At 59.9% G+C, this 24,402-nt stretch carries 19 protein-coding genes and 3 pseudogenes; 13 read left to right on the forward strand and 9 right to left on the reverse strand.

Annotated features, from left to right (window positions below; all coding sequences use genetic code 11):
• From WCA85_RS05660 to pip, 3 genes are all read left to right on the forward strand, one after another.
• The coding region (locus WCA85_RS05660) for a hypothetical protein (protein ID WP_424062187.1) at positions 1-1,892 on the forward strand (1,892 nt) is incomplete at its 5' end.
• A 184-nt stretch (positions 1,893-2,076) separates the two neighbouring features.
• Positions 2,077-3,936, forward strand: coding sequence for a M3 family metallopeptidase (locus tag WCA85_RS05665; protein WP_424062188.1), 1,860 nt, complete (start codon positions 2,077-2,079; stop codon positions 3,934-3,936).
• A 125-nt stretch (positions 3,937-4,061) separates the two neighbouring features.
• Positions 4,062-4,994 (forward strand): prolyl aminopeptidase, encoded by a 933-nt coding sequence (pip, locus tag WCA85_RS05670; protein ID WP_424062189.1) that lies wholly within the window; start codon positions 4,062-4,064, stop codon positions 4,992-4,994.
• A gap of 141 nt (positions 4,995-5,135) precedes the next feature.
• Here pip and WCA85_RS05675 read toward each other — a convergent pair.
• Positions 5,136-5,219: pseudogene (locus WCA85_RS05675) on the reverse strand (hypothetical protein); the annotation flags it as partial.
• 96 nt (positions 5,220-5,315) lie between these two features.
• Between WCA85_RS05675 and WCA85_RS05680 the strand changes: the two are divergent.
• The gene (locus WCA85_RS05680) at positions 5,316-5,807 is read left to right on the forward strand and encodes a GFA family protein (protein WP_424062190.1); all 492 of its coding nucleotides are present in this window, start codon (positions 5,316-5,318) and stop codon (positions 5,805-5,807) included.
• On the opposite strand, the gene WCA85_RS05685 is transcribed toward WCA85_RS05680, so the two are convergent.
• On the reverse strand, positions 5,804-6,523 hold the full coding sequence (locus WCA85_RS05685) for a carboxymuconolactone decarboxylase family protein (RefSeq protein WP_424062191.1): 720 nt from the start codon (positions 6,521-6,523) through the stop codon (positions 5,804-5,806). The genes WCA85_RS05680 and WCA85_RS05685 overlap by 4 nt on opposite strands.
• A 103-nt stretch (positions 6,524-6,626) precedes the next feature.
• Between WCA85_RS05685 and WCA85_RS05690 the strand changes: the two genes are divergently transcribed.
• From WCA85_RS05690 to WCA85_RS05710, 5 genes are all read left to right on the forward strand, one after another.
• Positions 6,627-7,520, forward strand: a complete 894-nt coding sequence (locus WCA85_RS05690) for a LysR family transcriptional regulator (RefSeq protein WP_424062192.1) — start codon at positions 6,627-6,629, stop codon at positions 7,518-7,520.
• 246 nt (positions 7,521-7,766) lie between these two features.
• Positions 7,767-8,783, forward strand: a complete 1,017-nt coding sequence (locus WCA85_RS05695; protein WP_424062193.1) for an aldo/keto reductase — start codon at positions 7,767-7,769, stop codon at positions 8,781-8,783.
• 254 nt (positions 8,784-9,037) lie between these two features.
• The gene (locus tag WCA85_RS05700) at positions 9,038-10,285 is read left to right on the forward strand and encodes an MFS transporter (RefSeq protein WP_424062194.1); all 1,248 of its coding nucleotides are present in this window, start codon (positions 9,038-9,040) and stop codon (positions 10,283-10,285) included.
• 179 nt (positions 10,286-10,464) lie between these two features.
• A complete protein-coding gene (gene selA / locus WCA85_RS05705) occupies positions 10,465-11,865 on the forward strand; it encodes an L-seryl-tRNA(Sec) selenium transferase (RefSeq protein ID WP_424062195.1) in 1,401 nt (466 codons plus the stop codon).
• A 110-nt stretch (positions 11,866-11,975) separates the two neighbouring features.
• A complete protein-coding gene (locus tag WCA85_RS05710; RefSeq protein WP_424062196.1) occupies positions 11,976-12,371 on the forward strand; it encodes a Rieske 2Fe-2S domain-containing protein in 396 nt (131 codons plus the stop codon).
• Positions 12,372-12,409: 38 nt separating this feature from the next.
• Here the strand turns inward: WCA85_RS05710 and otsA are convergent, their stop codons facing one another.
• Positions 12,410-13,807, reverse strand: coding sequence for an alpha,alpha-trehalose-phosphate synthase (UDP-forming) (otsA, locus tag WCA85_RS05715; RefSeq protein ID WP_424062197.1), 1,398 nt, complete (start codon positions 13,805-13,807; stop codon positions 12,410-12,412).
• 402 nt (positions 13,808-14,209) lie between these two features.
• On the opposite strand from otsA, the gene WCA85_RS05720 reads away from it, so the two are divergent.
• Positions 14,210-14,605, forward strand: a complete 396-nt coding sequence (locus WCA85_RS05720) for an RcnB family protein (protein WP_424062198.1) — start codon at positions 14,210-14,212, stop codon at positions 14,603-14,605.
• A 101-nt stretch (positions 14,606-14,706) separates the two neighbouring features.
• Here the strand turns inward: WCA85_RS05720 and WCA85_RS05725 are convergent, their stop codons facing one another.
• The 3 genes from WCA85_RS05725 to WCA85_RS05735 all read right to left on the reverse strand — a co-directional run bounded on the left by WCA85_RS05725 (position 14,707) and on the right by WCA85_RS05735 (position 18,906).
• Complete coding sequence (locus tag WCA85_RS05725; protein ID WP_424062199.1) at positions 14,707-15,909, reverse strand: EAL domain-containing protein; 1,203 nt, start codon at positions 15,907-15,909, stop codon at positions 14,707-14,709.
• A 13-nt stretch (positions 15,910-15,922) separates the two neighbouring features.
• Positions 15,923-17,410 (reverse strand): GGDEF domain-containing protein, encoded by a 1,488-nt coding sequence (locus WCA85_RS05730; RefSeq protein WP_424062200.1) that lies wholly within the window; start codon positions 17,408-17,410, stop codon positions 15,923-15,925.
• A 422-nt stretch (positions 17,411-17,832) separates the two neighbouring features.
• Positions 17,833-18,906, reverse strand: a complete 1,074-nt coding sequence (locus WCA85_RS05735; protein ID WP_424062201.1) for a GGDEF domain-containing protein — start codon at positions 18,904-18,906, stop codon at positions 17,833-17,835.
• A 182-nt stretch (positions 18,907-19,088) separates the two neighbouring features.
• On the opposite strand from WCA85_RS05735, the pseudogene WCA85_RS05740 reads away from it, so the two are divergent.
• Both WCA85_RS05740 and WCA85_RS05745 read left to right on the forward strand, forming a co-directional pair.
• Positions 19,089-19,214: pseudogene (locus tag WCA85_RS05740) on the forward strand (VOC family protein); the annotation flags it as partial.
• A gap of 429 nt (positions 19,215-19,643) precedes the next feature.
• Positions 19,644-20,068 (forward strand): annotated as a pseudogene (locus tag WCA85_RS05745) (rubredoxin).
• Positions 20,069-20,137: 69 nt separating this feature from the next.
• Here the strand turns inward: WCA85_RS05745 and WCA85_RS05750 are convergent.
• From WCA85_RS05750 to WCA85_RS05760, 3 genes are all read right to left on the reverse strand, one after another.
• Positions 20,138-20,434, reverse strand: coding sequence for a winged helix-turn-helix domain-containing protein (locus WCA85_RS05750; protein WP_424062202.1), 297 nt, complete (start codon positions 20,432-20,434; stop codon positions 20,138-20,140).
• Positions 20,435-20,986, reverse strand: coding sequence for a hypothetical protein (locus tag WCA85_RS05755; RefSeq protein ID WP_424062203.1), 552 nt, complete (start codon positions 20,984-20,986; stop codon positions 20,435-20,437).
• A 252-nt stretch (positions 20,987-21,238) separates the two neighbouring features.
• A complete protein-coding gene (locus tag WCA85_RS05760) occupies positions 21,239-23,224 on the reverse strand; it encodes a zinc-binding dehydrogenase (RefSeq protein ID WP_424062204.1) in 1,986 nt (661 codons plus the stop codon).
• Between the two features lie 106 nt (positions 23,225-23,330).
• On the opposite strand from WCA85_RS05760, the gene WCA85_RS05765 reads away from it, so the two are divergent.
• Entirely contained in the window at positions 23,331-24,227 is an 897-nt protein-coding gene (locus tag WCA85_RS05765) for a LysR family transcriptional regulator (RefSeq protein ID WP_424062205.1), read from the forward strand.
• Positions 24,228-24,402: the final 175 nt, after the last annotated feature.

Consider the following 24,402-nt stretch of genomic DNA (forward strand, 5'->3'; position numbering starts at 1 on the left):
CACCAACACCAACACCAACACCAACACCAACACCAACACCAACACCAACACCAACACCAACACCAACACCAACACCAACACCAACACCAACACCAACACCAACACCAACACCAACACCCACAGGCACCATCGCCTGTGCAACGGCAACGACGACCGCTGGCGGCACCTCCAGTAGCCTGATCAGCGCGGACACCCCAACGTCGGACGGCACACGCATGTTCGCCGAAGGCAGTGCCTTCCAGGTATCGTTCATCACCGTGGCGCCGTCGTCGGACACGGTGGTGTGGTCCATGCAGGATCAACTGGGCAACGTGAAGGGCAGCGGCTCATTCCCGGTTCCCGGCGGCACGGAAACCAGCACGTTGTCGTGCAAGGCAGCCGTCTCGGGTTATTTCGCCATCACGGCGACGTTGTCCTCAGCAGGCGGAACGTTGCCAGAGGCAGGCACCCGACCCGCAGGAATCGCAACGTTCGGTATCCTGCCCAACCTGTCGGCGACGATTCCGGCTGTGACGTATGCGCATCAGGAACAGCACCGCTTCGGTATGCAAGGGTTTAACGACAATGGTCCCATGCTGACCGATCTCGGCATCTCGCAGACCATCGACAACCGGCAGTTGTCCTTCATGGAGCCCAACGGCCCGAATACATGGACGCCTGCGCTCTCGGACCTCGACCCGTTCTATACGAACGGCAAGATCATGCGGCTGATTCGTCTGGACGGGATTCCCGGATGGGCCAGTCCAACCGGTGGGTTCGAGGACGACACCAACGCGCCGACCAATGAGACCTACTACCAGAACTATATGGCGCGCGTTGGCACCGATTCGGTGGCGATTCGCCAGACCTACTTCCCGACTCAGCAGAACGACTATTATCAGGTCACCTGGGAGCCGCAGTGGGCGGACTCGACGGCGAACTTCGTCGCAATGTACGCGGCCGTCTATAACGGCCTGCACTCGACCGACCCGAACGCGGTGGTCATGGGCACCACCAACGTGTTCCCGGCCAACTGCGTGACCGCGTGTACGCAAGGGTATCTGCAAACCTATGTTCCGCTCGGTCTGGGTAGCTATCTGGACGGCGTTACCACGCACGGTTACTACAACGCCGGCACCTATGCGGGACATCCGCCGGAGCAGTACGACACCGATCCGAATCCGGCTAACGTCAAGAACGCACTGGATCAGCAGATGCGCGAGTTGCGTACGGAAATGCAGAGCTTCAAGCCGAATATGCGGCTGTGGTCCACGGAACTGGGTATTAGCTACGACTCTGGCGCGGCATATAGCGCAACCTATCCGCCCGCCAATGAGTTGTATGGACAGGCGGCCGTGGCGGTGCGGGCCCATCTGATCATTCTCGGCGAAGGGGCGCAGGTCACGTATTTCTTCTACGGCTCGGACTATCCGGGTGATATCGGCGAGGGGACGTTCTTCGACATCGTGGACCCGCAAGGGCAGTATGGTGCGACCACTCTGAGCCCGAAGCCGGAAGCGATGGCGATGGCAGCGCTGACGGATGTCATCGATGGCACGCAAACGTTGGGACATCTGAACAACCTGCCTTCGATGGTGTACGCCTACGCCTTCCAGCAATTGGGCGGGGGCGCGGTGATTACCGCGCTGTGGACGCACAACAATGCTGACTGGCCGACCTCGGCGGGCACGTATAGCCCGACCTACAGCACAGCATATGCGTTGACTGTCGACTCGCCGGGAACCAGCGGCCATGTCACGGTGATCGACATGATGGGCAATCCATCCTCGGTGGCGTACAGCAACGGTGTCGTGAATCTGACGTTGACGGAGTCGCCGATCTACGTGGTGTCGTCCAATGCGACGGTGATGCAAAGCAATGTGACGGCACCGGTCGGATATACGGGGCAGTGACGAGGCGGGCTAACGGGGAGGGGTACAGCAACGACTTGCATGAGGAGGCGTGACGTGACGCGATCAAGCAAGTGAACTGTAGGCCGGTTGCGCTACGATGAGTGTGGCGTTGACGCGTTCGTACAACCTATACGATACGCATCAACGACCCACGCCAACTCGAAGCCTCCCGGACGCCACGCCTATGAAAAGTGCTCGCCTCTTCTTTGATCAACTCAATCAGGATTATCTGGGCCTGCACCAAACCCAAGGCGAGCTTTACTGGGCAACGCATACCGGGCAGAGCGACGCCCACGACGGGCTCGCCGCATCGAGTCTCGCGCGCAAGACCTTCCTAGCCGATGCAGATCGCATCGCGCAAAGCCGCAAGCATCTCGCCGCATTGGAGCGCATCGACCCGTCTGTCGAGCGCGACGCACTGATTGGCGGATTGCGCGGCTGGATCAAGGCATTTGAGTGCAACACGATGGGCAATGCCCGTGCAGCAGCACTGCAGGCCGAACTGCTCAGCATGGACGCCGATCTGTTCGCGCGCCGTCAGGCTTACCGGATGCATCATCTGAACGCGGCGGGTCAACGCGAAGAGGCATCGCCAGCCGCGCTGCGCGCCAATCTCGCAACCAATCCGGATGAAGCCGCACGCCGTAGCTCTCACGACGCTCTGCAGGGCCTCGAACGATGGGTGTTGGAAAACGGCTTCCTTGAGATCGTCGCGAAGCGCAACGTCCTGGCGCGCGAACTAGGCTATCGCAACTTCTTCGACTATCGCCTGCAAACCAATAGCGCGATGACCCCGGAGCAACTGTTCGAAGTATTCGACGCATTCGAACGCAACACTCGCGACGCGCATCTCAGGTCCTTGCAAAGTATTGCGCAGACGCACGGTGAAGCCGCTTTGCAACCACACAATCTGTCTTTCAGAATGCGCGGTAGCGCAGCGCTTGCAGCCAATGCGTATTTCCCCTTTAGCAAGGCGCTTGAACGCTGGGCGGAATCGTTCCGGCGTATGGGCGTGTCATATCGCGGTGCGCGCATTGAAATCGATCTGCTCGAACGGCCGGGCAAGTTTCCCACGGGATTTTGCGTGGCGCCCGTCCCCGGCTATCACGATGATGTCCTCGGATGGATACCAGCCGATGTGCGCTTCACCTCGACAGCCCGTCCGCGCCAGACAGGGGCGGGCTTGCAGGGGCTTAACGTGTTGTTCCACGAAGCCGGACATGCGGCGCATCTTTCAAACGTGACGCTGAATTCCCCATGTTTTACCCAGGAATTTGCGCCCACGACTCCCGCGTTTCTCGAGGCGCAGGCCAAGTTCTTCGATGCCCTGCCGAGCGATGCCTGCTGGATCCGGCGCTATGCGCGTAACGCGGCAGGCGATGCGATGCCCGACGAGATGATCCGCGAGCGGGTCGAGATGCGTCAGATGTTCCGCGCTTACACCGAACGACGCGACCTCGTACCCACGTACTTCGAACACGCGCTATACAGCATGGACGATGCGCAGCGCACGGCCGATTCGGTGCTCGAACTCGCACGCTCGGTGACACAGCGCGTCCTCGGCGTTGCGGACCACACCGACTATGTCCTCGCCATCCCGCATCCCGTCTATCACGACATCGCCGCCTACTATCATGGCTATCTGCTGGCGAAGATGGCGGCGGCGCAAACGCGCGCTTATCTGATGCGCACGCTGGGCTTTATCGTCGATAACCCAGCTGTGGGTCCACTGCTCGCGCGGCACTGCTGGGCAGCGGGCAATAGTTTGACGCTCGATCAAACGCTGCAAAGCCTGACCGGTGAGCCGTTGAACGCAGCGTGGCTGGCCGCGGAATGCAATCGCTCGCCGCAGGAAACATGGGCGTCGGCGCAAGAAGCCTTCGCTAACAATGAGCACGCCCTACCGCATGGCGATTCCGGCGACCTCGCTGCATCAATCTCAATCGTTCACGGCGCTGAACGGATCGCGACCAACGACGAATCGCTGCAGGCAATGTATGCGGCGTTCGAGACCTGGATGAATCAGCAGACCCAGGCGGCGTAACGCTGTAACGCCGCGATGGCGCGTACCGTTGCGCCCTCGGATCGCTGCATGTATCGTGCAAGCATATGCGCGCGCGGAATCTGTGCGGCGCGCGAGCGGCAATCATCTTTTGGAACGAATCACACATGTACCCAGCAATCGAACCCTACAAGCACGGTTTTCTCGATACCGGCGACGGACACCAGGTCTATTGGGAGCTGTGCGGCAACCCGAACGGCAAACCCGCAGTGTTCCTGCATGGTGGACCCGGTGCCGGGTGCAGCGCGGATCATCGGCGGCTGTTCGACCCGGCGCGCTACAACGTGCTGCTGTTCGATCAACGCGGATGCGGCCGTTCCAAACCGCACGCCAGTCTGGAGAACAACACCACGTGGGATCTGGTCGCGGACATCGAACGTTTGCGGGAGATGATCGGTGTCGACAAGTGGGTAGTGTTTGGCGGATCGTGGGGCAGTGCGCTGGGACTCGCGTATGCGGAAACGCATCCGCAGCGGGTCAGTGCGTTGATCGTGCGCGGTATCTTCACCATGCGTCGCGCCGAGCTGCTGTGGTACTACCAGGAAGGCGCATCGTGGCTCTTCCCGGACCTTTGGGAAGGTTTCCTGGCGCCCATTCCAGTTGATGAGCGCGATGATCTGATGGGTGCCTATCGGCGTCGCCTCACCGGCGACGATGAAGTCGTGAAACAACAGTGTGCGCGCGCCTGGAGCCTGTGGGAGGGACGCACCATTACCCTGTTACCGAACCCCGAACTTGAAGTGCATTTTGGCGATGACGATTACTCGCTGGCGTTCGCGCGAATCGAAAACCACTACTTCGTTCATGAAGGGTTTGTCGAAGAAGGACAGTTGCTGCGTGATGCGACGCGTCTCGCGGAGATACCGGGCGTCATCGTGCAAGGCCGTTACGATGTGGCGACGCCCGCTCGCACGGCTTGGGATTTGTCCAAAGCGTGGCCCAAGGCGACGCTGCAGATCATTCCCGATGCCGGTCACGCTTATAACGAGGCCGGCATCCTGAAGGCCTTGATGGCCGCGACGGATCATTTCGCAAACTAGGCAAACGCGTGCTACTTCGCCTGAGCGCGGATCAGGCGAAGCCCCATCCTGTACAGATCGTTCCATCGCTTTGCTGTATCGCCTTGAGAGCGTGCAGGAAGCGCGCAAAAACGTCCGACCTACAATTGCCGCGAACTGGCCTTGCGGGCGCAGAATGCGTCGGACTTCACGCACCACTTGTTCGACATCGTCCATCAACATCATCGCCATATGTGATATCACGCAGTCGACACTGCCTCACGTCTTGACGGCTGTCACCTGAACCTCGAACATGGACTACCCCACGAAGCAAACGCCGTTTCCTTATGCGAGAGGTGCGCGATGAATCTCGACAAACCGCAGACTTATGAGGGTGGTTGTACGTGTCGCGCAGTGCGCTATTGGATAGCATCACGGCCTCTCTTTGTTCATTGCTGCCATTGCCGTTGGTGTCAGCGCGAGAGCGGCGCGTCGTTCGCGCTAAATGCGATGATCGAAGCAGATCGCGTGGAGTTGTTGCAGGGTGAGGTTGAAGGCATCGACACGCCATCGCACAGCGGTAAGGGGCAAAAAATCTCGCGTTGCCCAAGGTGTCACGTTGCCGTGTGGAGCAACTACGCCGGAGGAGGGGATGCCGTGCGTTTCGTTCGGGTGGGGACGCTCGATGAGCCCGATCGTCTGCCACCCGATATACACATCTTTACTGCATCGAAGCAGCCGTGGGTGGTGCTTCGGGAGGGCGTGCCAGCGGTGGCCGAGTACTACAAGGCCTCGCTCTTCTGGCCGAAGGAGAGCCTGGAACGGCGCGCCGCGCTTCTCAAACCCCGCGCCTAATCCGCCCGCTTCTCCAGTATCTCCTTGACCACCGGCAGTGCGGAAAACACCTTGGGCCAGCCGGCATAAAACGCCAACTGCGTCATCACTTCCGACGCCTGCGACTTCGTCAATCCGTTATCCATCGCCCGTGTCAGGTGAAAGGTCAATTGCGGGACCTGACCGTTTGCGACGAGCGCGCTGACCGTCACCAGGCTCCGATCTCTCGGCGCGAGATCCGGGCGCAACCAGAGATCACGGAAGAGGGCATCGGTCGTGTATTGCGTGACACCGGGCGCTACCGCGCCAAAGTTTTTCTCGACCGTACTGAAGCGTTGAGCCTCAGCAGCTTCGTCGAACGGGAGAAGTTCTCGCGAGGCAGCTGGAAGCTGTTCCGCCGTAATGCCGCGCTGCGCGAACACCGCTTTTGTGGCCACCACAGCCGACGCGGCATTGCCCCACCCCGAATAGAACGCGAGGTGCGCGATGATCTCGGAGATTTCGCTCGCCTTGAGTCCGTTGTCGAGCGCGAGGTTCAGGTAGTACGCCATCTCGACGGTCTGATTGCGCGCAATCAATACCGACAACGTTACGATGCTGCGATCGCGCGCCGACAGTTGCGGGCGGTTCCACAGATCGCCAAGCAACGTGCTGCTCGTGTAGCGCGCGAGTGCCGGGGAGACCGAGCGCATATCGTCCAGAAGAGGTGTGAGGGGCAGAGGTTCGGTATTAGCCATGTCTGTAGTCCTGTGCATTGGCGAGCAATCAGACAATTTAACCACCACACCCAACGGTGACTAGACGGTAGAATCGGCAAACACCTATGAGATGGGTTCATCAATGCCGCGCGAAAACTTCAACGACCTGCTGGCTTTCATCGCCGTGGCGCGCGAGCGCAGCTTCACACGTGCGGCTGCACAGTTGGGCGTTTCCCAATCCGCGTTGAGTCATACGATCCGCGCACTCGAGACACGGCTCGGGCTGCGGCTCCTGACGCGCACCACGCGCAGCGTTTCGCCCACCGAGGCCGGCGAGCGGCTACTTCAGACCATCGCGCCGCGATTCGAGGAGATCGAAGCCGAACTGGCGGCCGTGACGGAACTGCGCGACAAACCCGCGGGCACGATCCGCATCACCGCCACCGATTACGCGACCAAGTCCATCCTCTGGCCCAAGCTTTCGAAGGTGCTTCGCAAATACCCTGAAATCAAGGTCGAGATCATCACGGATTACGGTCTGGCCGATATCGTCGCGGATCGCTATGACATCGGCGTGCGCAACGGCGATCAGGTGGCGAAAGACATGATCGCGGTGCGCATTGCGCCGGATATGCGCATGGCCGTTGTCGGTTCGCCCGCTTATCTGGAGAAGCATCCGCGGCCGAAAACACCGCAAGACCTCACGCAGCACAATTGCATCAATCTGCGGTTGCCGACATTGGGTGGCTTTTACGCCTGGGAGCTTAAAAAAGGCAATCGCGAAGTGCAGGTGCGGGTAGAGGGGCAACTCGCTTTCAATGGGACTTATCAGATGCTGGATGCCGCGTTGTCGGGCTACGGTCTTGCCTACGTCCCCGCTGATGTTGCGCAGGCACACGTAGCGGCGGGTCGTCTCATGGCGGTACTGGAAGACTGGTGCCCGACGTTCCCGGGCCTGCACGCTTACTACGCCAACCGCCGCGAGTCGTCGCGAGCCATGACCGTCGTCGTCGATGCGCTGCGCTATCGCGCGTGAAGCTAGGCCACGCGTAGCACAGGTTACCCAGATTCATGAACCAGGCTCATGAAGGCTTGCGGTTTCGTGGTCTTTATCAATAGACCACGTCTGCTTATTATCGTATCTGGTCGCGTTCGCCCTAGGCGTTGGCGTCAGCCTTCGTTATACGGCGACATGGAGATCCGCTGAAGCAGTGGATAGCGGCTTCACGGCGCGATAAGCATGTGTGAGAACCCGCAGGCGCAGTCTGCACGGAGAAAATCAATGGATTATCGATATCTGGGCCGCAGTGCCCTCAAGGTTTCGTCCCTTTGTCTGGGGGCGATGATGTTCGGCGGCGAGACGGACGAAGCGACGTCGGCCCGCATTATTGACAAGGCGTTTGATCAAGGTGTCAATTTCATCGATACCGCTAACGCGTATCACGCGGGCCGTTCCGAGGAAGTCGTCGGCCGCGCAATTGCCGCGCGGCGCGATAGCTGGGTCGTGGCGACGAAGTTTGGTTATCCGACGTCGCCTGGTCAGCAGGGTCCGAATGAACAGGGCCAATCGCGCAAGCTGATCTACCAGTCGGTCGAGGCCAGCCTGAAGCGCCTTGGCACCGACTACATCGACCTTCTGTACTTTCATCGTGCGTTGCTCGATGCGCCGCTCGAAGAGGGCGTGCGCGCGGTTGGCGATCTGATCCGCGAGGGCAAGGTGCGTTACTTCGGCATTTCCAACTTCCGTGGCTGGCGCATCGCGGAGATCGTGCGTCTGGCCGACCAACTCGGGATTGATCGTCCCGTCGCGAGCGAGCCGCTTTACAACATGGTCGACCGGACGGCCGAAGTCGAGCAGTTGCCCGCCGCAGGGCATTACGGAATTGGCGTCGTGCCGTACAGCCCGTTGGCGCGTGGCGTGCTGACCGGCAAATACGCACTGGACGGCAAGCCGCCGGTCGATTCGCGCGCGGGTCGCGGCGACAAGCGGATCCAGCAGACCGAATGGCGTCCGGAATCGCTGGCGATTGCGCAAAAGGTGGCCGCGCATGCCGCAGAGCGTGGCACGACCTCAATCGCCTTTGCACTGGCGTGGGTCATGAAGAACCGGCTCGTCAGTTCCACCATTGCGGGCCCCCGCACTGAGGCACACTGGGATAGCTATGTTGAAGCGCTGAAACTGCAACTCACATCTGACGACGAGAAGTTCGTCGATAGTCTGGTTCCGCCAGGCCACGCATCGACGCCCGGATATACGGATCCTGGCTATCCCGTCGAAGGTCGCCTCGTATTGCGCTGAAGCAACGAGCGCCCGAAACCGCACCGCCCGCGCGCCTAAATCGCGCGCGGTTCTCGCTCATACCCCTACTGCGACCACGACCATTTTCACCGCGTCGGCGAGAGAATTAATGCAGTGGTAAGGTGGTGCCTCAGTCTCAAGGCAGTTCTGCAGACCGCAAATCGCCAAGCGTTTCATCGCGAATTCGATCACGTGGATGGATCCCCCATTCGATCCGCGTGAGCTCATCTTGGTCCAAAAGGACACACACGATCATGTTGGTAGAGAACAATCTACCGGCGGCTACGCCTGCGCCGGAAATGAGTGACGCGTCGTCTTTACGGCAATGGCTATCGGTATTTGCCGTTGCCATTGGCGCGTTTGCATTCGTGACGACGGAGTTTTTGCCGGTCGGCTTGCTGCCGCACGTCGCAAGGGAATTGAACATTTTGCCGGGCACCGCTGGTCTGATGGTGACGGTGCCTGGCGTTATCGCCGCGCTTTCGGCTCCAGGGTTGATGCTGGGCGCCGGTCGCATGGACCGGCGGCATGTGTTTCTGCTGCTCAGCGCACTGCTGCTCGCATCCAATCTTATCTCCGCTTTTGCGCCGAATTTCGTGATCATGCTGGTGGGCCGCGCGCTGCTGGGCGCTGCTTTGGGCGGCTTCTGGACGCTGGCCACCGCAGCGGCCGGCCGGCTCGTTCAACCCAAAGACGCGGCGAAGGCCACCGCGACGATTCTGACGGGCGTGACCTGCGCCACTGTGATTGGAGTACCGCTAGGCACGTTTATCGCCGGTTTTTCGTCGTGGCGATTTTCTTTCCTGGCAACGGGCGTACTGGTGGCCGTCGCGCTGGTTGCGCAATTCTGGCTGGTGCCCTCGTTGCCCTCGCATAAGGCACTGCGATTCTCCGACCTGGTCGCACTCGTGCGGCGGCCCTATCCGCGCAGAAGCATGTTCATGGTGGCGCTGGTGTTTGGCGCCCACTTCTGCTCGTACACCTACATCACGCCGTTTCTGCTGCACAACGCTGACTTCGACATGTCGACCATTACCTGGCTGCTGCTGGGTTTCGGCGTGATCGGTTTCATTTCGAACTTCGCGGCCTCGGGTGCAGTTAACCGGAGCTTGAAGGGATCGGTCGCGGCAATGGTGTCGCTGTTGATGTTCGCGCTTCTTTTGATGCCTCTGTTGCGCCATTCGCATTGGGCTGTCGCGGCGGACGTGCTGGCGTGGGGCATTGCATTCGGTGCGATGCCACTGTGCTTCAGTGTCTGGATCCAACGCGCGACGCCCGAGTTTCCGGAGGCAGGTTCCGCGCTGTTCGTCAGCATCATCCAGGTTGCGATTGCGGTGGGGTCGCTGGTCGGCGGCACGATCGTCGACCGGGTCGGCATTCCGGCGGACTTTCTGCTCGGCAGTGCGCTCGCGCTGCTAGGTCTTGCTGCGCTTGCAAGCTTCGGCAGAAGTACCGAGGATGTTCACACCGATCAGCTTGCCTGCGAGGCGACGACTGAGTGAATGCATTCGCGTCACGCGAGTCACTATAATGAGCGGCATCAGGGGTTTCGTGCGAAGCTTGGGTGGGCGTGTCGAAGTTCGGGCGCATCGCTTGCCGCGTTTTGCGGTACCTGTATCGCTGCCACGGTATTGCGCGCCACGTGGACTCGTTAGGTGTCCGTTTGCCAGGCCTACCCGCCATGACGATCAACAAGACTGCCAGCCCGTTTCCATCGGTAGACCGCGTGGCGCGTTCCGCTCAGGTCCAGGCCCTGTTCGACCCGTATGGGCGCACGGCGGTCATCGAGGCGATTCGTGCCGTCATTGAAAGCTATCGCATACACTTTGCCGAACCCGGTTATCAGGCGCCTGACGAGGAGGAGATTGTCAGGCAGGTGGCATCACGCCTGAAGCAACGCGGCACGTTCGCACTGCGTCGCGTGTTCAATCTCACCGGTACAGTGCTGCATACCAATCTGGGCCGCGCGTTGCTGTCCGAGCGAGCCGTCGAACACGTCGGCATGGCCATGCGCGAGGCATGCAATCTCGAGTTCGACCTGGACAGCGGAGGCCGTGGCGAGCGCGATAGCCTAGTCGAAGAGGTCCTGACCGAACTTACAGGGGCCGAGGCGGCCACGGTCGTGAACAACAATGCCGCGGCAGTGCTGCTTGTGCTCGCCGCGCTCGCCTATGAGAAAGAGGTGGTCCTCTCACGGGGCGAACTGGTTGAGATTGGTGGCTCGTTTCGAATTCCCGATGTCATGCGCAGCGCCGGCGTGCGACTGGTCGAAGTCGGCACTACGAATCGTACGCATCCAGTTGACTATCAGCGTGCGATTGGGCAGAACACTGCCGCCTTGATGAAGGTCCACACGAGCAACTACAAGATCAACGGATTCGTGGCCGAAGTGAGCGAACCTGAGGTGGCCGATATTGCGCATGCTCACGGGCTGCCTTTTCTCATTGACCTCGGTGCGGGCAGTCTGATCGATCTCACGGCATACGGTTTGCCCAAGGAGCCGATCGTGCGCGACACCATCGCCGTTGGCGCCGACATCGTCACCTTCAGCGGTGACAAGCTGCTCGGCGGCCCGCAGGCGGGGCTGATCGTGGGCAAGAAGGCCTTGATTGACCGGATCAAACGTCATCCAATGAAACGGGCGCTGCGTGTGTCGAAGCTGACGCTTGCGGCGTTGGAAGCGACCTTGCTGGCTTATCGCAACCCGGAGCATCTGTTGCGTGACGTGCCAACGTTGCGTCTGTTGACGCGGCCGCTTGCGCAGATCGAAGCGTTGGCTGCGCGATTGCAGCCCCGGCTATCTGAAGCGCTGGGCGCAGCGTGGCGCGTCGAGGTGATGCCCGTGGCCAGTCAAGTGGGCAGCGGCTCGCTGCCGGTAGACGTCATTCCCAGCATGGCTCTCGCGATCAGCCCGGCTGAGGCAAAATCCGGCACGGCGCTTAATGCGCTGGCGACCCGACTGCGTGAGTTGCCTGTACCTGTCATTGGACGTATTGCTGACAATCGCTTGTTGCTCGATCTGCGATGCCTCGAAGAAGAGGAGGCGTTTGCGGGGCAGATTGAATTGCTGGGAGCGAAGTAGAACTGAACGTGCAGATGAGCGCCAGCGGCCAGCCGTGCGCGCCATCGAATGCACTGCACTGCGGCCAATCGGGTTCGAGTGCGTCGCGTCACCATCAACCATCAATAGCAATGACTGAAACATCACATGATCCGCGTGGATGGCGGGTCGTCTGTCTATCTTCGGAGATTGGCAAAGAACGCGCACAAGCTTGCGTCGTCGAGGACAGACGGCTTGTGGTCTGGAGAGACGGCGAAGGCGGCGTACACGTCTGGGACGATTATTGTCCACACCGTGGGGCGGAGTTGTCGACGGGTCTGGTGAGCGGCGGCTTGCTCATGTGCCAGTCGCATGGCTGGCGCTTCGACGTCAATGGACAGGTGGTGCGTCCGCTGACGTCGTCCACGTTTTGCCGGGAAGCCAGTTACGCGAGTGTGTATGACGCCATGGAAACCGAGGGTGTCGTGTGGGCGTGTTTCGACAAGGCCGTCAATGCGCGAACTATCGCACCGCGCACGGACGCTTGACGCTCAAAGAGCTTGCCCATGCTGATGACCGGGCGAACTTAGTGGTCCCCATTACTGGGCGTCTCCTCGAGTGCTTCAAGGAAACTCGAGGACCACCAATGCACATCCTTCTCGCGTATGCGCTTTAACAACGCGTCGTGTCGCTGGATCCGCTCTTCGAGCGGCATGGTGAGGGCCTTCTGGATCGCGTGAGCCGTGCCTTGTGTGTCGTACGGGTTCACCAGCAGCGCCTCCTTCAGTTGCTCGGCAACCCCCGCGAAGCGTGAGAGCACCAGCATGCCGGGATCGGCAGGGTCTTGCGCGGCGATAAACTCCTTGGCCACCAGGTTCATCCCGTCGCGTAGCGGCGTCACCAGCGCCACCCGGCTGGCACGATAGAGGCCCGGCAGACGTTTGCGCGCCACATTGCGATGAATGTAGCGCACCGGCATCCAGTCCAGTTCGCCATAGTCCCCGTTTATTTCACCGCACAGGCTGTCCATCTGACGACGCAACACCTCGTATGCGCCGACGTCTTCACGGCTTGGCGACGCGATCTGGATCAGTGTCGCGCTGTTGCGGTTCTCCGGATAGGTGGCAAGCAGTTCGCGAAACGCGTGGACCCGCTGCGGCAGACCTTTCGAGTAATCGAGCCGGTCGACGCCGAGTAGCAGCCGTCGTCGCGAATATTCCTCGCGCATTCGCACGAACATGTCGCGCCCATCCTTACCGTTGGCGAGCGCTTCGAATTCAGCGACATCAATTCCAATCGGATAGGCGCCCACTCGCAACGTACGGTTAAAGGCGCGCAATTCATTCGCGCCAACGACCTGGGCGTTCGCCTCCGCTTCGACGTAGTGCGTGAAATGCGTGACGTCAGCCTCCGTTTGCAGACCCACGAGGTCATAGGCAAACAGTGAGCGCATCAGCCATTCATGTTCGGGAAGTGCCGCCATGATGAGCGGCGGCGGTATGGGGATATGCAGAAAGAACCCGATGCGGTTGCTGCATCCCATGGCCCGCAGTTCGGCGGCGAGCGGGATCAGGTGATAGTCGTGCACCCAGATCACGTCGTCGGGTTTGAGCAGCGCCTTCAGCCTGCGGGCAAACATCTGGTTCACACGCCGGTAGCCGGCAGCAAAGCGGGTGTCGAAATTCGCGAGGTCGAGCCGGTAATGAAACACGGGCCATAGGACGCCGTTGGCGTAGCCCAGGTAGTACGTTTCGTAATCGTGCTGGTTCAGATCGACCGTGGCGAGCGTGACATTGCTGGCGGTCTGGATCTGAACATCACTGTGTTCCGGCGACGTCTCCGGCGTGTCGCGAATCTTTCCGCTCCAGCCAAACCAGAGGCCACCGGTACGCTGCAGGCTCTCCTTGACGGCCACAGCAAGCCCACCGGCAGCGGCCTTACGCGGGTCGGCAATACGATTTGAAACGACAACGAGACGGCTCACGAGATCTCCATATCCAGCGCAGCGCGGAGATAGACAGCATCGCTTCCCATGCGTTAGCAACTGATGCCGCTATCCAGAGGGAATGCGCACAGCATACGCGCCTTGACCAAAGCGCCCGGTCGATCATAGTATTTTCAGCTCAATGTGAGAAGTCGGCATATTGCCAATGAGAAGCTAAATTGCCACGTATAACCGTATTTACGGTGCAATTTACCGGATGGGATGTGCAATCTGGCAAGTCTTTCATCCATGTCCAGCCACGCGCATGCGTACCCTTGCTGGATTGACACTACGCCGACGTGGTTCGTTGCCATAATGTCAGGGGTGCGATTTGTCGCCCCTTGAAACAAGCGTATGAACAGGCACTGACCGCTATCCCGGCACTCTTTTAAGGCTCAAGACATGAAATCGAAAGTCATTGCTTCGCTGTTGATTGCTTCGTTAGTTGGCGCTTCTGGCGCTGCATTCGCGCAACCTCACAATGATGACCACGGTGGCGGTCAGCAGCCGCACAGAGGCGGCAATCCGGGTCACGGGGCGCCGCATGGCGGCCATGGTGGGCCGACCCATGAGGCGTCGATGGGTGGCCCGGGCGGTCCCGTTCCGCACAATGACTGGCACAAGGGTGAACGGCTGCCCACGGAGTATCGCGATCACAACTACGTCGTGGACGATTGGCATGAGCACGGACTGCAAGCGCCGCCGCGTGGCTACCAGTGGGTCGGCGTGAACGGTGATTATGTGCTTGCCGCCATCGCGACCGGTGTTATCGCGAATGTTCTGTTGTCCGGACATTAAGTTGAAGGCTGAAAAATCGGCCGAGGTCCTTCGGCCGATTTTTCTTTCGTTGAGCGTCGCGCCTCGCGGTTGCCTGAGAAGCCGCGTTCGCCGCCCTGACGCTAGCGGCTTTCCAGTTCCTCAAACAGAACATCGCCGCAAACGACGCGTCTTCCCGCGAGCGTTTCAATACATGCAGCGAGCGTCACGCAAAGGTTCATCGACCCTGAGGTGACATACGGCTCACTGACGACCATCTCGCCAGGACGATTCACTGCGTCTCTGAAGTAGCGCCGTTTCGACCAGTTCGCGCCAGCACTTCGGGTGAGCAAGGGGAACCGCGCCTGTCTGCGCATCGGATGATCTTTTGACTCTACTGGCTCGCCGATTTGCGCGCCGCTTTGATCCAGCAGGAACATACGGATCGACAGGTCCAGACCGAGAAATTGCATCGCGCTTTCGGCAAAATGATGTCCCGATCGAAAGATGCGGGTGACATTCTGGAACGCCTGCCGATACGGCTGCAAACCTGTGAGATCCCTAATGGGCTTGATCCGCTCGGTGCCGTGAAAGTTGCGTAGTAATCCTTCAGTGCCGGAAATCTTCGGATCACCTTGACCGGTCAGTGCCGCCGGGCGTGCGAAGTAGTAGCCCTGCGCAAAGTCAGCGTCGCAATCGAGACACAAAAGCGCCTCCGCCTCGGTTTCCACCCCTTCGATGGCGACGAGCGTGCCAATTTCGTGTAGCAGTTCTACCAATCGCAGCAGACTACGCGCATTGCGATGACTCGTTGCGGCTTGCCGGACCAACTCACGATCGAGCTTGACGACATCGGGTCGCAAGTCCCAGACACGGCTCAGGTTGGTCTCGCCGGCGCCAAAATCATCGAGTGCGATGAGCAAGCCGTGCGTGCGAAGATGGTCCGCCACATCAACGAGCGTTTGAGTTTGCGGCAGCGGGGTTTCCAGAATCTCAATGGCGAGGCGCGCAGGAGGGATGCCGCTACCAAGCAGGTCTGAAATTAACCCCGGCCCGTGAACGGGGTGGGTGAGTACTTCAGGACGTACATTGAGAAAAAGAACGCTTGCGTCGTCCGCGAGCTGGGTGAATTGAGCGGCGTGACTTCGCACACATTCCCGCTCGAATTCACCGGTGCGATCGGCTAGCGCTGCGCGTCGGAAGGCTTCTATGGGTGAGCAGGGCCTGCCGTTGATCGATGCACGCAACAATGCCTCATATCCGATGGGCGCCTGGTGCGCAAGCGATACGATGGGCTGAAACGCGCTGCTGATACTGGCTAGTAGGTACGAGTACGCGTCGCTCATCGGGTCTCGCGCTCTAACAGAGTCGTTCTCTTAGGTGATCGCGCTGCGCAATCGATTCGATCCGGTTGCGTCCGCGTTCTTTCGCGCGATAGAGGGCCTGGTCGGCTGCCTCGACGATATCGGCGGCCTCGGCGTGCGACGATTCGAAGATGGCAATCCCAATGCTGACCGTGACGAAAGTCCCCGTCTGCGTTTCGTTCCTGATGTTCAGTGCTCGGATCGCGTCCTGCATTCTGTTTGCGACCACTTGCGCGCCGGCCTCATCGGTGGTCGGGAGAAGGGCCGCGAACTCTTCGCCACCATAGCGCGCCAGCAGATCGCCGCCGCGCGGCAGGGTGGATTGCAGTGCGGCCGCGATCGAGACGAGACATTTATCGCCCGCTGGATGGCCGTACCGGTCATTGAGTTGCTTGAAGTAGTCGATATCGACGAGGAGCAACGCAAGCGGTTGTTGATTGCGGACTGCGCGGTTCCACTCGGCGACGAGCGTTTGATCGAAGCAGCGGCGATTGGCGGCGTTAGTCAAGCCGTCCGTCAACGCGATGGCTTCAAGGCGATCATGGGCCTCGTGCAACTGCTGCTGCACTCGCAGATGACGGCCTTGCAAGGTGGTCATACGGATGCCGTAGACGACCAGCGCAGTGAACACGCCAATCGTGCCCGCATAAAAGTGTTGGCGCATCACCGACATGCTGAGCGCCAGCAGCGCGACGGTGTAGAAAATGGGACTGACGTTTTCAATGAATATCGCGAGCCTGGTTTTCTGCGAGGCTTCTGCTACTTGATGCCGTGGCGAGGCGGGGAAGATGACCGCGCCAGCCAGAAAGAGGAACGCCACATCGACCATCAGATCAATCAGAGTGTGATCGTCGGTCGTCACGGCGAGGTCGTTGTAGATCCATGCCATCACTCCGTAGATCCACAAAAAGGCGCAGAGGATCGCATAGAAGCGGCGCTCGCGTCCGCGTGGCTGGGCCAGCAGGCGCAAGGTGGACGCCACCACGAGGATTACGTTCTCGGCCTTGTAGGTCAGCAACAGCACGGAGATGGGCACCGGCTCAAGCGCCGCGCCGGAGAACGGCACCACGGAAAAGATCGTAATGTAGGTAAGGTAGCCGGTTAGCAGGGCCTGGAGTCCATCCATCCAGACAAAGAATGGAACGGGCTGCTCCGCCGAGACGGACGAGACGGCCAGCAAAAGCGGCACGTCAAAGAGGAAGAAGCAAACATCGGAAAACCACGCGACGCTGGTCGGAAGATGCTCGAAGAGATCCTCCCACGCGCTGAGCATCATGCCGCACAACCAGAGGAACATGCCCAAGGCGAGCAGAATCCACGCCGAACGGGATTTACGTTCGACCCGCTTGATGCGCCAGATGCAGGCTGCAATCACCAGCGTCGGACAAAGCAGCAGGAACGGGTAGGTGACGAGCGTTGCCTGGGATCGAAAGACGAGCAACACCGCCGCGTGTAGACCGATGAAGGCACACGCGAATAGCACGGAAATTGTCAGCGTCAGCGGCGGGCGGCGCAAGGTTTGACCCCCAGGAAAAAGGAAAGCGAACGAGAGCGGTTAGAAGGGCGGATTGGTTTGATAGCTAGTTGCCCGTCCACGATCGCCGATTTCCACATAGACGGGCTTACGGCATACGTGAAATAAACTTGAACACAATTATTCAGTTCATCTACGCGAGATTGTGCGTGCGAGTCTGGCGGGGGTGTTGGAAAACGTTTGCGCCTCTTCTTGGCTACGCGGTTCGATGTGATCGGAACGCGTGCCGGGCTTTCTCTCATCGTCAGATGTCGATTTTGATTTTTTTGATTGTCGGGCGGACGTCAGGCTTTTCGCGTCCCCATTGTGCTCACGATTCTAGCTGACCAAAAAATATTTGCATCGCCATTTGCGATGTTTTTATCTGTTATTCAGGCCGATTCCACCTGGGTCAAATCATCGGCAAACACGGTTTGTCTGCGACCGCGCGCCTTCGCGGTGTACATCGCGTAATCCGCGAGCCGGAAAGCTCGGGTCATGTCCAATCTGTGGGAACGCTCTGCACCGGAGCGCAGGTAAACGCCTATGCTGGCCGAGATATTTACGGGGTTACCCGAAACGACCCTGATCGATTCAGTGGCGGCGTGGATGCGATCCGCCAAAGCCGTCGCGCCGGTTTTGCCTGCTACCTGACGAGCGAAGACCACGAACTCGTCGCCACCGAGACGGGCGACGGCGTCGCCGCGTCGACTCAGCTGGATGAGTGCCTTGGCAAACTGCTGCAACAAGTCGTCCCCGACCGAGTGGCCGAAAGAATCATTCACCTGTTTGAAACCATCCAGATCGATCACGAACAGGGCCGTTGTGCCGTCCTGTGGTTTGGCCAGTGGGGGCATCTGTCCGACCGTGCGTTCCAGGCTAGCGCGATTCAGAAGGCCGGTTAGCGGATCGGTTGCCGCTCGCCGTTCGAGTTTGTTGACAAAGACAAACAGATAGAACGACGTGGCAACGACGCCCAGCAGCAGTCCCGCGCCAGCCTGGTGATTGAGCTTCCACCATGGTTCCCACATCATCAAGCCAGCGAGGCCGCCTACCGCCAGTGCGCAGGAGAGGATCAACGGACGCTTTCCATAGCGGCTCCCCGCTCCTACGAGAAACCAGAATACGATGAACAGCAATGGCAGCGCGGCACGGCCACCCAGTGCAAGGGCGGTGAAAACCATGCCCTGGTCGATGATCGTGGTGAGTGTCAGCCGCGGTAATGAGGTTCGAGGGTGGACGTGTACAGCGATCCATGACAGCGCGCCAAAGACCACATAAAGCGCCATGATCTCGATGGTGTGGATGTGGGCTGCGTCAAGATGTGGCGCGGCGACTATGACGTAGACGATCAGCGCAATGGTGCCCAGGATAGTCCGAAAAACGGCCTGTTCTTTTTCGGGCTGCGTCTCATAGATGCCGATGACGGTCGGTCCGTGCCATACCTCTTTGTCGAACCACCCCATGGTGAAGCCTCTCGCGTTATTTTGTTTCGCAGCAGCAGATTCTAGCGCGAGGGATTGACCGGGTGTGCCTGCGGAGTGAAGTTACGACGTTAAAAAACATCGACCTGCCTCTACCTTGACCTGGAATTTCGCTTAACTATATTGTGAAATATTAATCAGGAGGTTTATTACAGGAGACCTTCATGAGCGACGCACTTCAACGTCCTTCGTTGGGCAGCGCGGTTTATTACAAAGACCCGTTTGCTGCGCTGGATTGGCTCGAAAAGGCGTTTGGCTTCAAGCGGCAACTGGTCGTTACGGACACCCAGAGATTGGAGCGCATGTCCTCGACCCATGCCTTACGCGTGTTTACCTACTCAGAGGAAACAATCCATCTCTTTGGCGTAGCTAATGAAGCGCTGTTGAGCAGGGATAATAATGGTCCGTCGCACGGGCCGCGATATCACCAAGTCACATGATGCCCCGGGCGTGATCGATTCCGCGCTGGCATCCAGCGCGCTGCAAGGAATTTTGAACAGGCTATGGCTTCATCCGGATCATCGTTGCCGACTCACGAAACACCAAAGTCGCGCAAATCGCTGACGCTTATGCAGATACTCGCGATTGTCGGATTTGCCGGGCTGCTCGGTTCACTGGCAGCGCGGCTGTTTATCTAACGCCGCTGTCGTTTCGTTGCGCGAAGCATTCATCGCTTACCAGGCTGGCGACAATCGCCGGTCATCCGAATACGGTTTCTCATGTATAAAAAGGGCGTTGCCCTAGAAATCCAGTTCGCTCCACAACGCCTCAACGATGGAGCCGGCGATCCTTACTGGATCGATCTGACGTTGACCGAAGCACAGAAGCTGCTCGATACGCTGCAGTCGCAACTCGCAGGCAGCAGTGCGGGCACCGCTGCGCCGCTGGTCGTCAGCCTTGATGACACACCCTCAACGCGTACCGTTGATGACGTCGCGACTGTCGCCGCTACCGCAGAAAACGCGCGTCCGCCGACGTCTTCAAGCAATGGGTATGCGTAATCTGCGGCTGGATCTATGACGAAGCGGCCGGCTTGCCCGAAGAAGGCATTGCGCCCGGCACGGGTTGGGCGGATGTTTCCAATGACTGGCGTTGCCCGCTTTGCGATGTGGGCAAGGAAGACTTCGCGCTGGTAGAGTTCTGAAGGACAGCGAGCGGCGATGAAATGGCGCCAAAGCGTCGCCATCTATGCATCGCGACGCCCCGTCGCAATTCACGGTGTGCCGTCGAGAATGCCGCGCAAGTAATCGACATACCGCTCGAATGCACGCCGTCCGGCGCTTGTCAACGCGACGCGAGTGCGAGGCTTCTTGCCGACAAAGTCCTTATTGATCTCGATGTAGCCGCATTTTTCCAGTGTCGCGAGATGTGCGCCGAGATTGCCTTCCGTTGCGTCGACAATTGCGCGTAGCCGGACAAATTCGATGGCCTCGCGATTCGGCAACGCTTTGAGCGCCGCCATGATCTTGAGTCGAACCGGCTGATGGATGGTTTCGTCCAGTTGGTCCATTTACGCCGTCCTCAGCCAAAGGCCACCCAGAATCAGCGCGCCGCCGCCGACCACCGCCATCCACAAGGCGAAATACGCCGCGAGCATGAAGTAGCCGAACACCGTCAGCGCGGCAAGCGCAATGCCGATGATGGCGAGCCGCGTACCGATCCACAGGCCCGCGAGCACATAAAACAACGCGACGATCAGCGCGATAAACGCCGCGACTTGCGAGCCATGGGAAGGAGGCAGGATCGTCAATGCGAGCACGTAAAAAGCGGCGATTGTCAGGATCGACGCAAGCCACCGCCAGGATGTATTGGCTGATGCGTCGTGCTTGCCGTGTTTGCCGAGATAAATGCACCCCAGCACGCCGACGACATCAAGCACGATCCAAAGCCATGGTGCGCTCGCGGGAGCCAGTTGAGTCGCGCCGAAACCGATGATCCAGATCACGCCCCACAGCATCAACATTGGCGCGGTGCGTTGGTAGCGGTAGAGCTGGCCGCTGCGCTGACTGACCGCCTCAAGGTCACGTAACGCTTGTGATGCCTGTTCCGAAGAGAGTGCCATGACGACTCCGTTTTGGTTATGTGTAGAGTACTCTATTACGCAGAGTGAAGAAGCGCAAGGAATTTGATGAAGGTGAAGTACGAACCTATGTGGAAGGGGGCGGAGGCAAGGACTCCTGCGGGATTGCGGTGCGCAGCGACCGCTTTAATGCGTGCGGCCTGAATAAAAGCGATTGCGGTCGATGGCATCACCATCGACCGCGATCGTTAGCGGCCGTGCTTAGCTAGCGCATTGCCGGTTCAGGCTGCGCGACTACCGGAACTTGATCACCGTTTTTCCCGTCCCATGTCCAGTCTTGTTGCGCTCAATCGCGCCGGCTGCATCGCCGAGCTCTACGATCTCGGACACAGTGGCTCGCAAATCGCCCCGCGCGACCTCCTCGGCAAGCTCCGTCATCAGCCTCGCGTCCACCCGCATCTGGAACCACACACCGTGTTTGCCCGGCGGCGTTTGCGTCGTGATTTCCGGCGCGGCAGTACTGACGATGCGCCCGTCTGCACCCAGCACCTGCCACGACTTCGCCAGCGCGTCACCGCCGACGAGGTCCAGCATCAGGTCCACGTCGCGTACCTTTTCCCAGAACGAAGCGGTACGGTAATCGATCACTTCGTCTGCACCGAGGCTACGCAAATAGTCAGCGTTTGTGGCTCGCGCGGTGGTCAACACGCGCGCCCCGGCGCGGTGCGCCAACTGCACCGCGAATCCCCCAACGCTGCCGGATGCCCCGTGAATCAGTACCGTCTGTCCCCGCTTCAGTTCGCCCGCTTCGAAGAGTGCCTGCCACGCGGTGAGTGCCGCTACGGGAATTGCTGCGGCGACGGTATCGCTCAGGCTCGCCGGCACGCGGGCCAGCTTATCCGCCGCGATCGCGACACGATCTGCGTAGGCGCCGAGGCCGCCCAGCGCGCCCATCACGCGCTCGCCGATGGCGAACTGCGTCACATCGGCTCCCGTCTCGATCACTTCGCCCGCGAGTTCGATGCCGAGTGTTGCGGGCATCGGCAAGCGGAATACGTCCTGCAGAATGCCGTCGCGAATCTTCCAGTCGAGTCCGTTGACACCAGCCGCGTGTACCCGAACCAGCACCTCGTTAGATGCCACGGATGGCGTGTCGACCTGATCGAGCGAGATGGCATCCGAGCCGCCATACGCGTGAATTCGAAGTGCCCGGTTACTGGCGTCCGCCAGCGTGGGATAGTCGATGTAGCCCTTGGCGCCGACGGAGTACAACGTATCGCGATCGGGCGTGTTGAGGGGTGCGTCAGTCGAGAGGCGTTGCAGCAGATCAGGATTGGCGAGGTAGAGGCTGCCGAATACGACGGCATCGGCGTGGTCGTCCGAGATCAGCGACTCTGCGCTCTGCCGGTCGAGGCCACCGCCGCGCAAAAGCGGTCCGTCGAACAGCGGCCGCAGCAGCGCGCGGTAATCGAACGCGCTCTTCGTGCGGACGAGGTGCAGATACGCCAACTTCAGCTTGGACATCTGCTGCACGAGGTACTGATAGGTTTCCTGCGGCGTCGCATCACTTACGCTGTTAAAGCCCATTTCCGGCGCGATCTTGATACCCACGCGGTCATTGCCCGCTTCGTCGATCATCGCGGCAAGAACGTCCAGGATGAACCCCGCGCGGTTCTCGAGCGAACCGCCGTAACGGTCCGTGCGCTGGTTGGTCCCGGACGAGAGGAACTGTTCCGGCAGGTAGCCCGAAGCGGCGTGCAATTCAACGCCGTCGAATCCGGCTTCCAGCGCGTGACGGGTGGCCGTGCGGTACTCCTCGATGATGCCAGGAATCTCCGCGGTTTCCAGCGCGCGCGGCACCACGAAATCTTGCGGTCCCGAAGCGGTGAACACCTGGCCTTCGGCGGCGATGGCCGACGGCGCGACCGGTGTCGCCTGGTCCGGCAGCAGACTCGGATGCGAGATGCGTCCGGTATGCATTAGTTGCAGGAAAATCAGTCCGCCTTTCGCGTGAACCGCATCGGTGATGCGCTTCCATGCCGCGATCTGTTCCGCCGAGTGGATGCCCGGCGTCCGCACATAGCCCTTGCCCATCGGCGCCGGGAACGTGCCTTCGGTGACGATCAGCCCTGCCTCGGCGCGTTGAGCGTAGTACTGCACAGCGAGTTCGGAAGGGACGCCAGCGGTTTCGTCTGCGCGTGAGCGGGTCATGGGAGCCATGACGAGGCGGTTGCGCAGCGTGTAGCGGCCTACGCGGGTCGTTTCGTGGAGCGGGTTCATGTCGATTCCTTGATGGAAGAGAGGGTGTGAGTACAGAATGGACTGATCCATCACAGAGATAAAGGCCTACAATTGAATTCAGTGATCCATCCATGGAGCAATCAACGTGGAAGTACTGAATTACATGCGCCTGTTCGTCGAGGTCGCCCGCACCCGGAGCTTTCGCCGCGCGGCGGAGGCATTGGGTATGCCGAATTCGACGCTCTCGCGCCATATCGCGGAGTTGGAGAAGACGATTGGTCTGCGCCTGCTGCACCGGTCTACGCGAAAGGTCGAGTTGACGGACGCTGGGGAGGTTTACTTCAAGCGCTGTCAGAGCATCGTCGAGGAAGCGCGGATTGCGCATGAGTCACTGCTGGATATGGCCGAACGTCCGAGCGGCACGCTGCGCGTTTCGATGCCGGTGGATCTGGCCACTGGTTCGCTGGCGCCGCTCCTCGCCGAGTTCGCCAGGACCTATCCGTTGATTGCATTCGAATTCGACCTGTCGCCGCGACGCATTGATTTGCAGGCAGAGCCGTTCGATCTCGCCATTCGCATCGGGCCCCCACCCACCGCGCCTTCGATGTTGGTCGCACGTCAGATTGCACTGCTGCCGCGCTATCTCTACGCATCGGCGGGCTATCTGAAGACCGCTCCGCCGCTCAAGCATCCTAAGGATCTGAGCGAGCACGTGTTGTGCATCGCGCAGGGGACAGCGAGGCAAGGGGAGGCGACGCGCACCTTCTATCGCGGCGATGAGACGGTCGATGTGCCGATTGCGACTCGCTTTGCGATGAACAGTGTGGGCCTGAGCCGTTCGTTGGCTCGGGAAGGGATCGGCATTGCCGTGTTAGATAGCGAACTCGCCCGCGACGATGTCGCCTCGGGTCAGTTGCGTCGCGTGCTGCCGGAATGGAGTCTCTCGCCGGTCCAGGTGCACGCCATTACAGAGACCCGTTTGTTGCCAGCCAGAACGCGGCTCTTTATCGACTTCTTGAAGACGCGATGGGGCGTTCGGTAAGGGACTGAAACGTGGCACGAGAATCGTATGACCGTTAGCATGAGGTTAAATTAGAAGTGCTCCGCGATTTATTCCATCCACGCAGTAAATTCACAATCAACAAGACGCCGTTGATGCATTAGCACGCGTCGTGACACACTCGCTGTCTATTACGCCAAACGCCCTCAGCGGTCGT

It is taken from the genome of Paraburkholderia sp. (assembly GCF_049581445.1).
GTDB lineage: Bacteria > Pseudomonadota > Gammaproteobacteria > Burkholderiales > Burkholderiaceae > Paraburkholderia.

What these genes read in the sequence shown, in the direction of transcription:
- WCA85_RS05665 (WP_424062188.1), top strand. Translation starts at nt 2,077, where the DNA reads ATGAAAAGTGCTCGCCTCTTCTTTGATCAACTCAATCAGGATTATCTG.
- pip (WP_424062189.1), top strand. Translation starts at nt 4,062, where the DNA reads ATGTACCCAGCAATCGAACCCTACAAGCACGGTTTTCTCGATACCGGC.
- WCA85_RS05680 (WP_424062190.1), top strand. Translation starts at nt 5,316, where the DNA reads ATGAATCTCGACAAACCGCAGACTTATGAGGGTGGTTGTACGTGTCGC.
- WCA85_RS05685 (WP_424062191.1), bottom strand. Translation starts at nt 6,523, where the DNA reads ATGGCTAATACCGAACCTCTGCCCCTCACACCTCTTCTGGACGATATG.
- WCA85_RS05690 (WP_424062192.1), top strand. Translation starts at nt 6,627, where the DNA reads ATGCCGCGCGAAAACTTCAACGACCTGCTGGCTTTCATCGCCGTGGCG.
- WCA85_RS05695 (WP_424062193.1), top strand. Translation starts at nt 7,767, where the DNA reads ATGGATTATCGATATCTGGGCCGCAGTGCCCTCAAGGTTTCGTCCCTT.
- WCA85_RS05700 (WP_424062194.1), top strand. Translation starts at nt 9,038, where the DNA reads ATGTTGGTAGAGAACAATCTACCGGCGGCTACGCCTGCGCCGGAAATG.
- selA (WP_424062195.1), top strand. Translation starts at nt 10,465, where the DNA reads ATGACGATCAACAAGACTGCCAGCCCGTTTCCATCGGTAGACCGCGTG.
- WCA85_RS05710 (WP_424062196.1), top strand. Translation starts at nt 11,976, where the DNA reads ATGACTGAAACATCACATGATCCGCGTGGATGGCGGGTCGTCTGTCTA.
- WCA85_RS05720 (WP_424062198.1), top strand. Translation starts at nt 14,210, where the DNA reads ATGAAATCGAAAGTCATTGCTTCGCTGTTGATTGCTTCGTTAGTTGGC.
- WCA85_RS05725 (WP_424062199.1), bottom strand. Translation starts at nt 15,909, where the DNA reads ATGAGCGACGCGTACTCGTACCTACTAGCCAGTATCAGCAGCGCGTTT.
- WCA85_RS05735 (WP_424062201.1), bottom strand. Translation starts at nt 18,906, where the DNA reads ATGGGGTGGTTCGACAAAGAGGTATGGCACGGACCGACCGTCATCGGC.
- WCA85_RS05750 (WP_424062202.1), bottom strand. Translation starts at nt 20,434, where the DNA reads ATGGACCAACTGGACGAAACCATCCATCAGCCGGTTCGACTCAAGATC.
- WCA85_RS05755 (WP_424062203.1), bottom strand. Translation starts at nt 20,986, where the DNA reads ATGGCACTCTCTTCGGAACAGGCATCACAAGCGTTACGTGACCTTGAG.
- WCA85_RS05760 (WP_424062204.1), bottom strand. Translation starts at nt 23,224, where the DNA reads ATGAACCCGCTCCACGAAACGACCCGCGTAGGCCGCTACACGCTGCGC.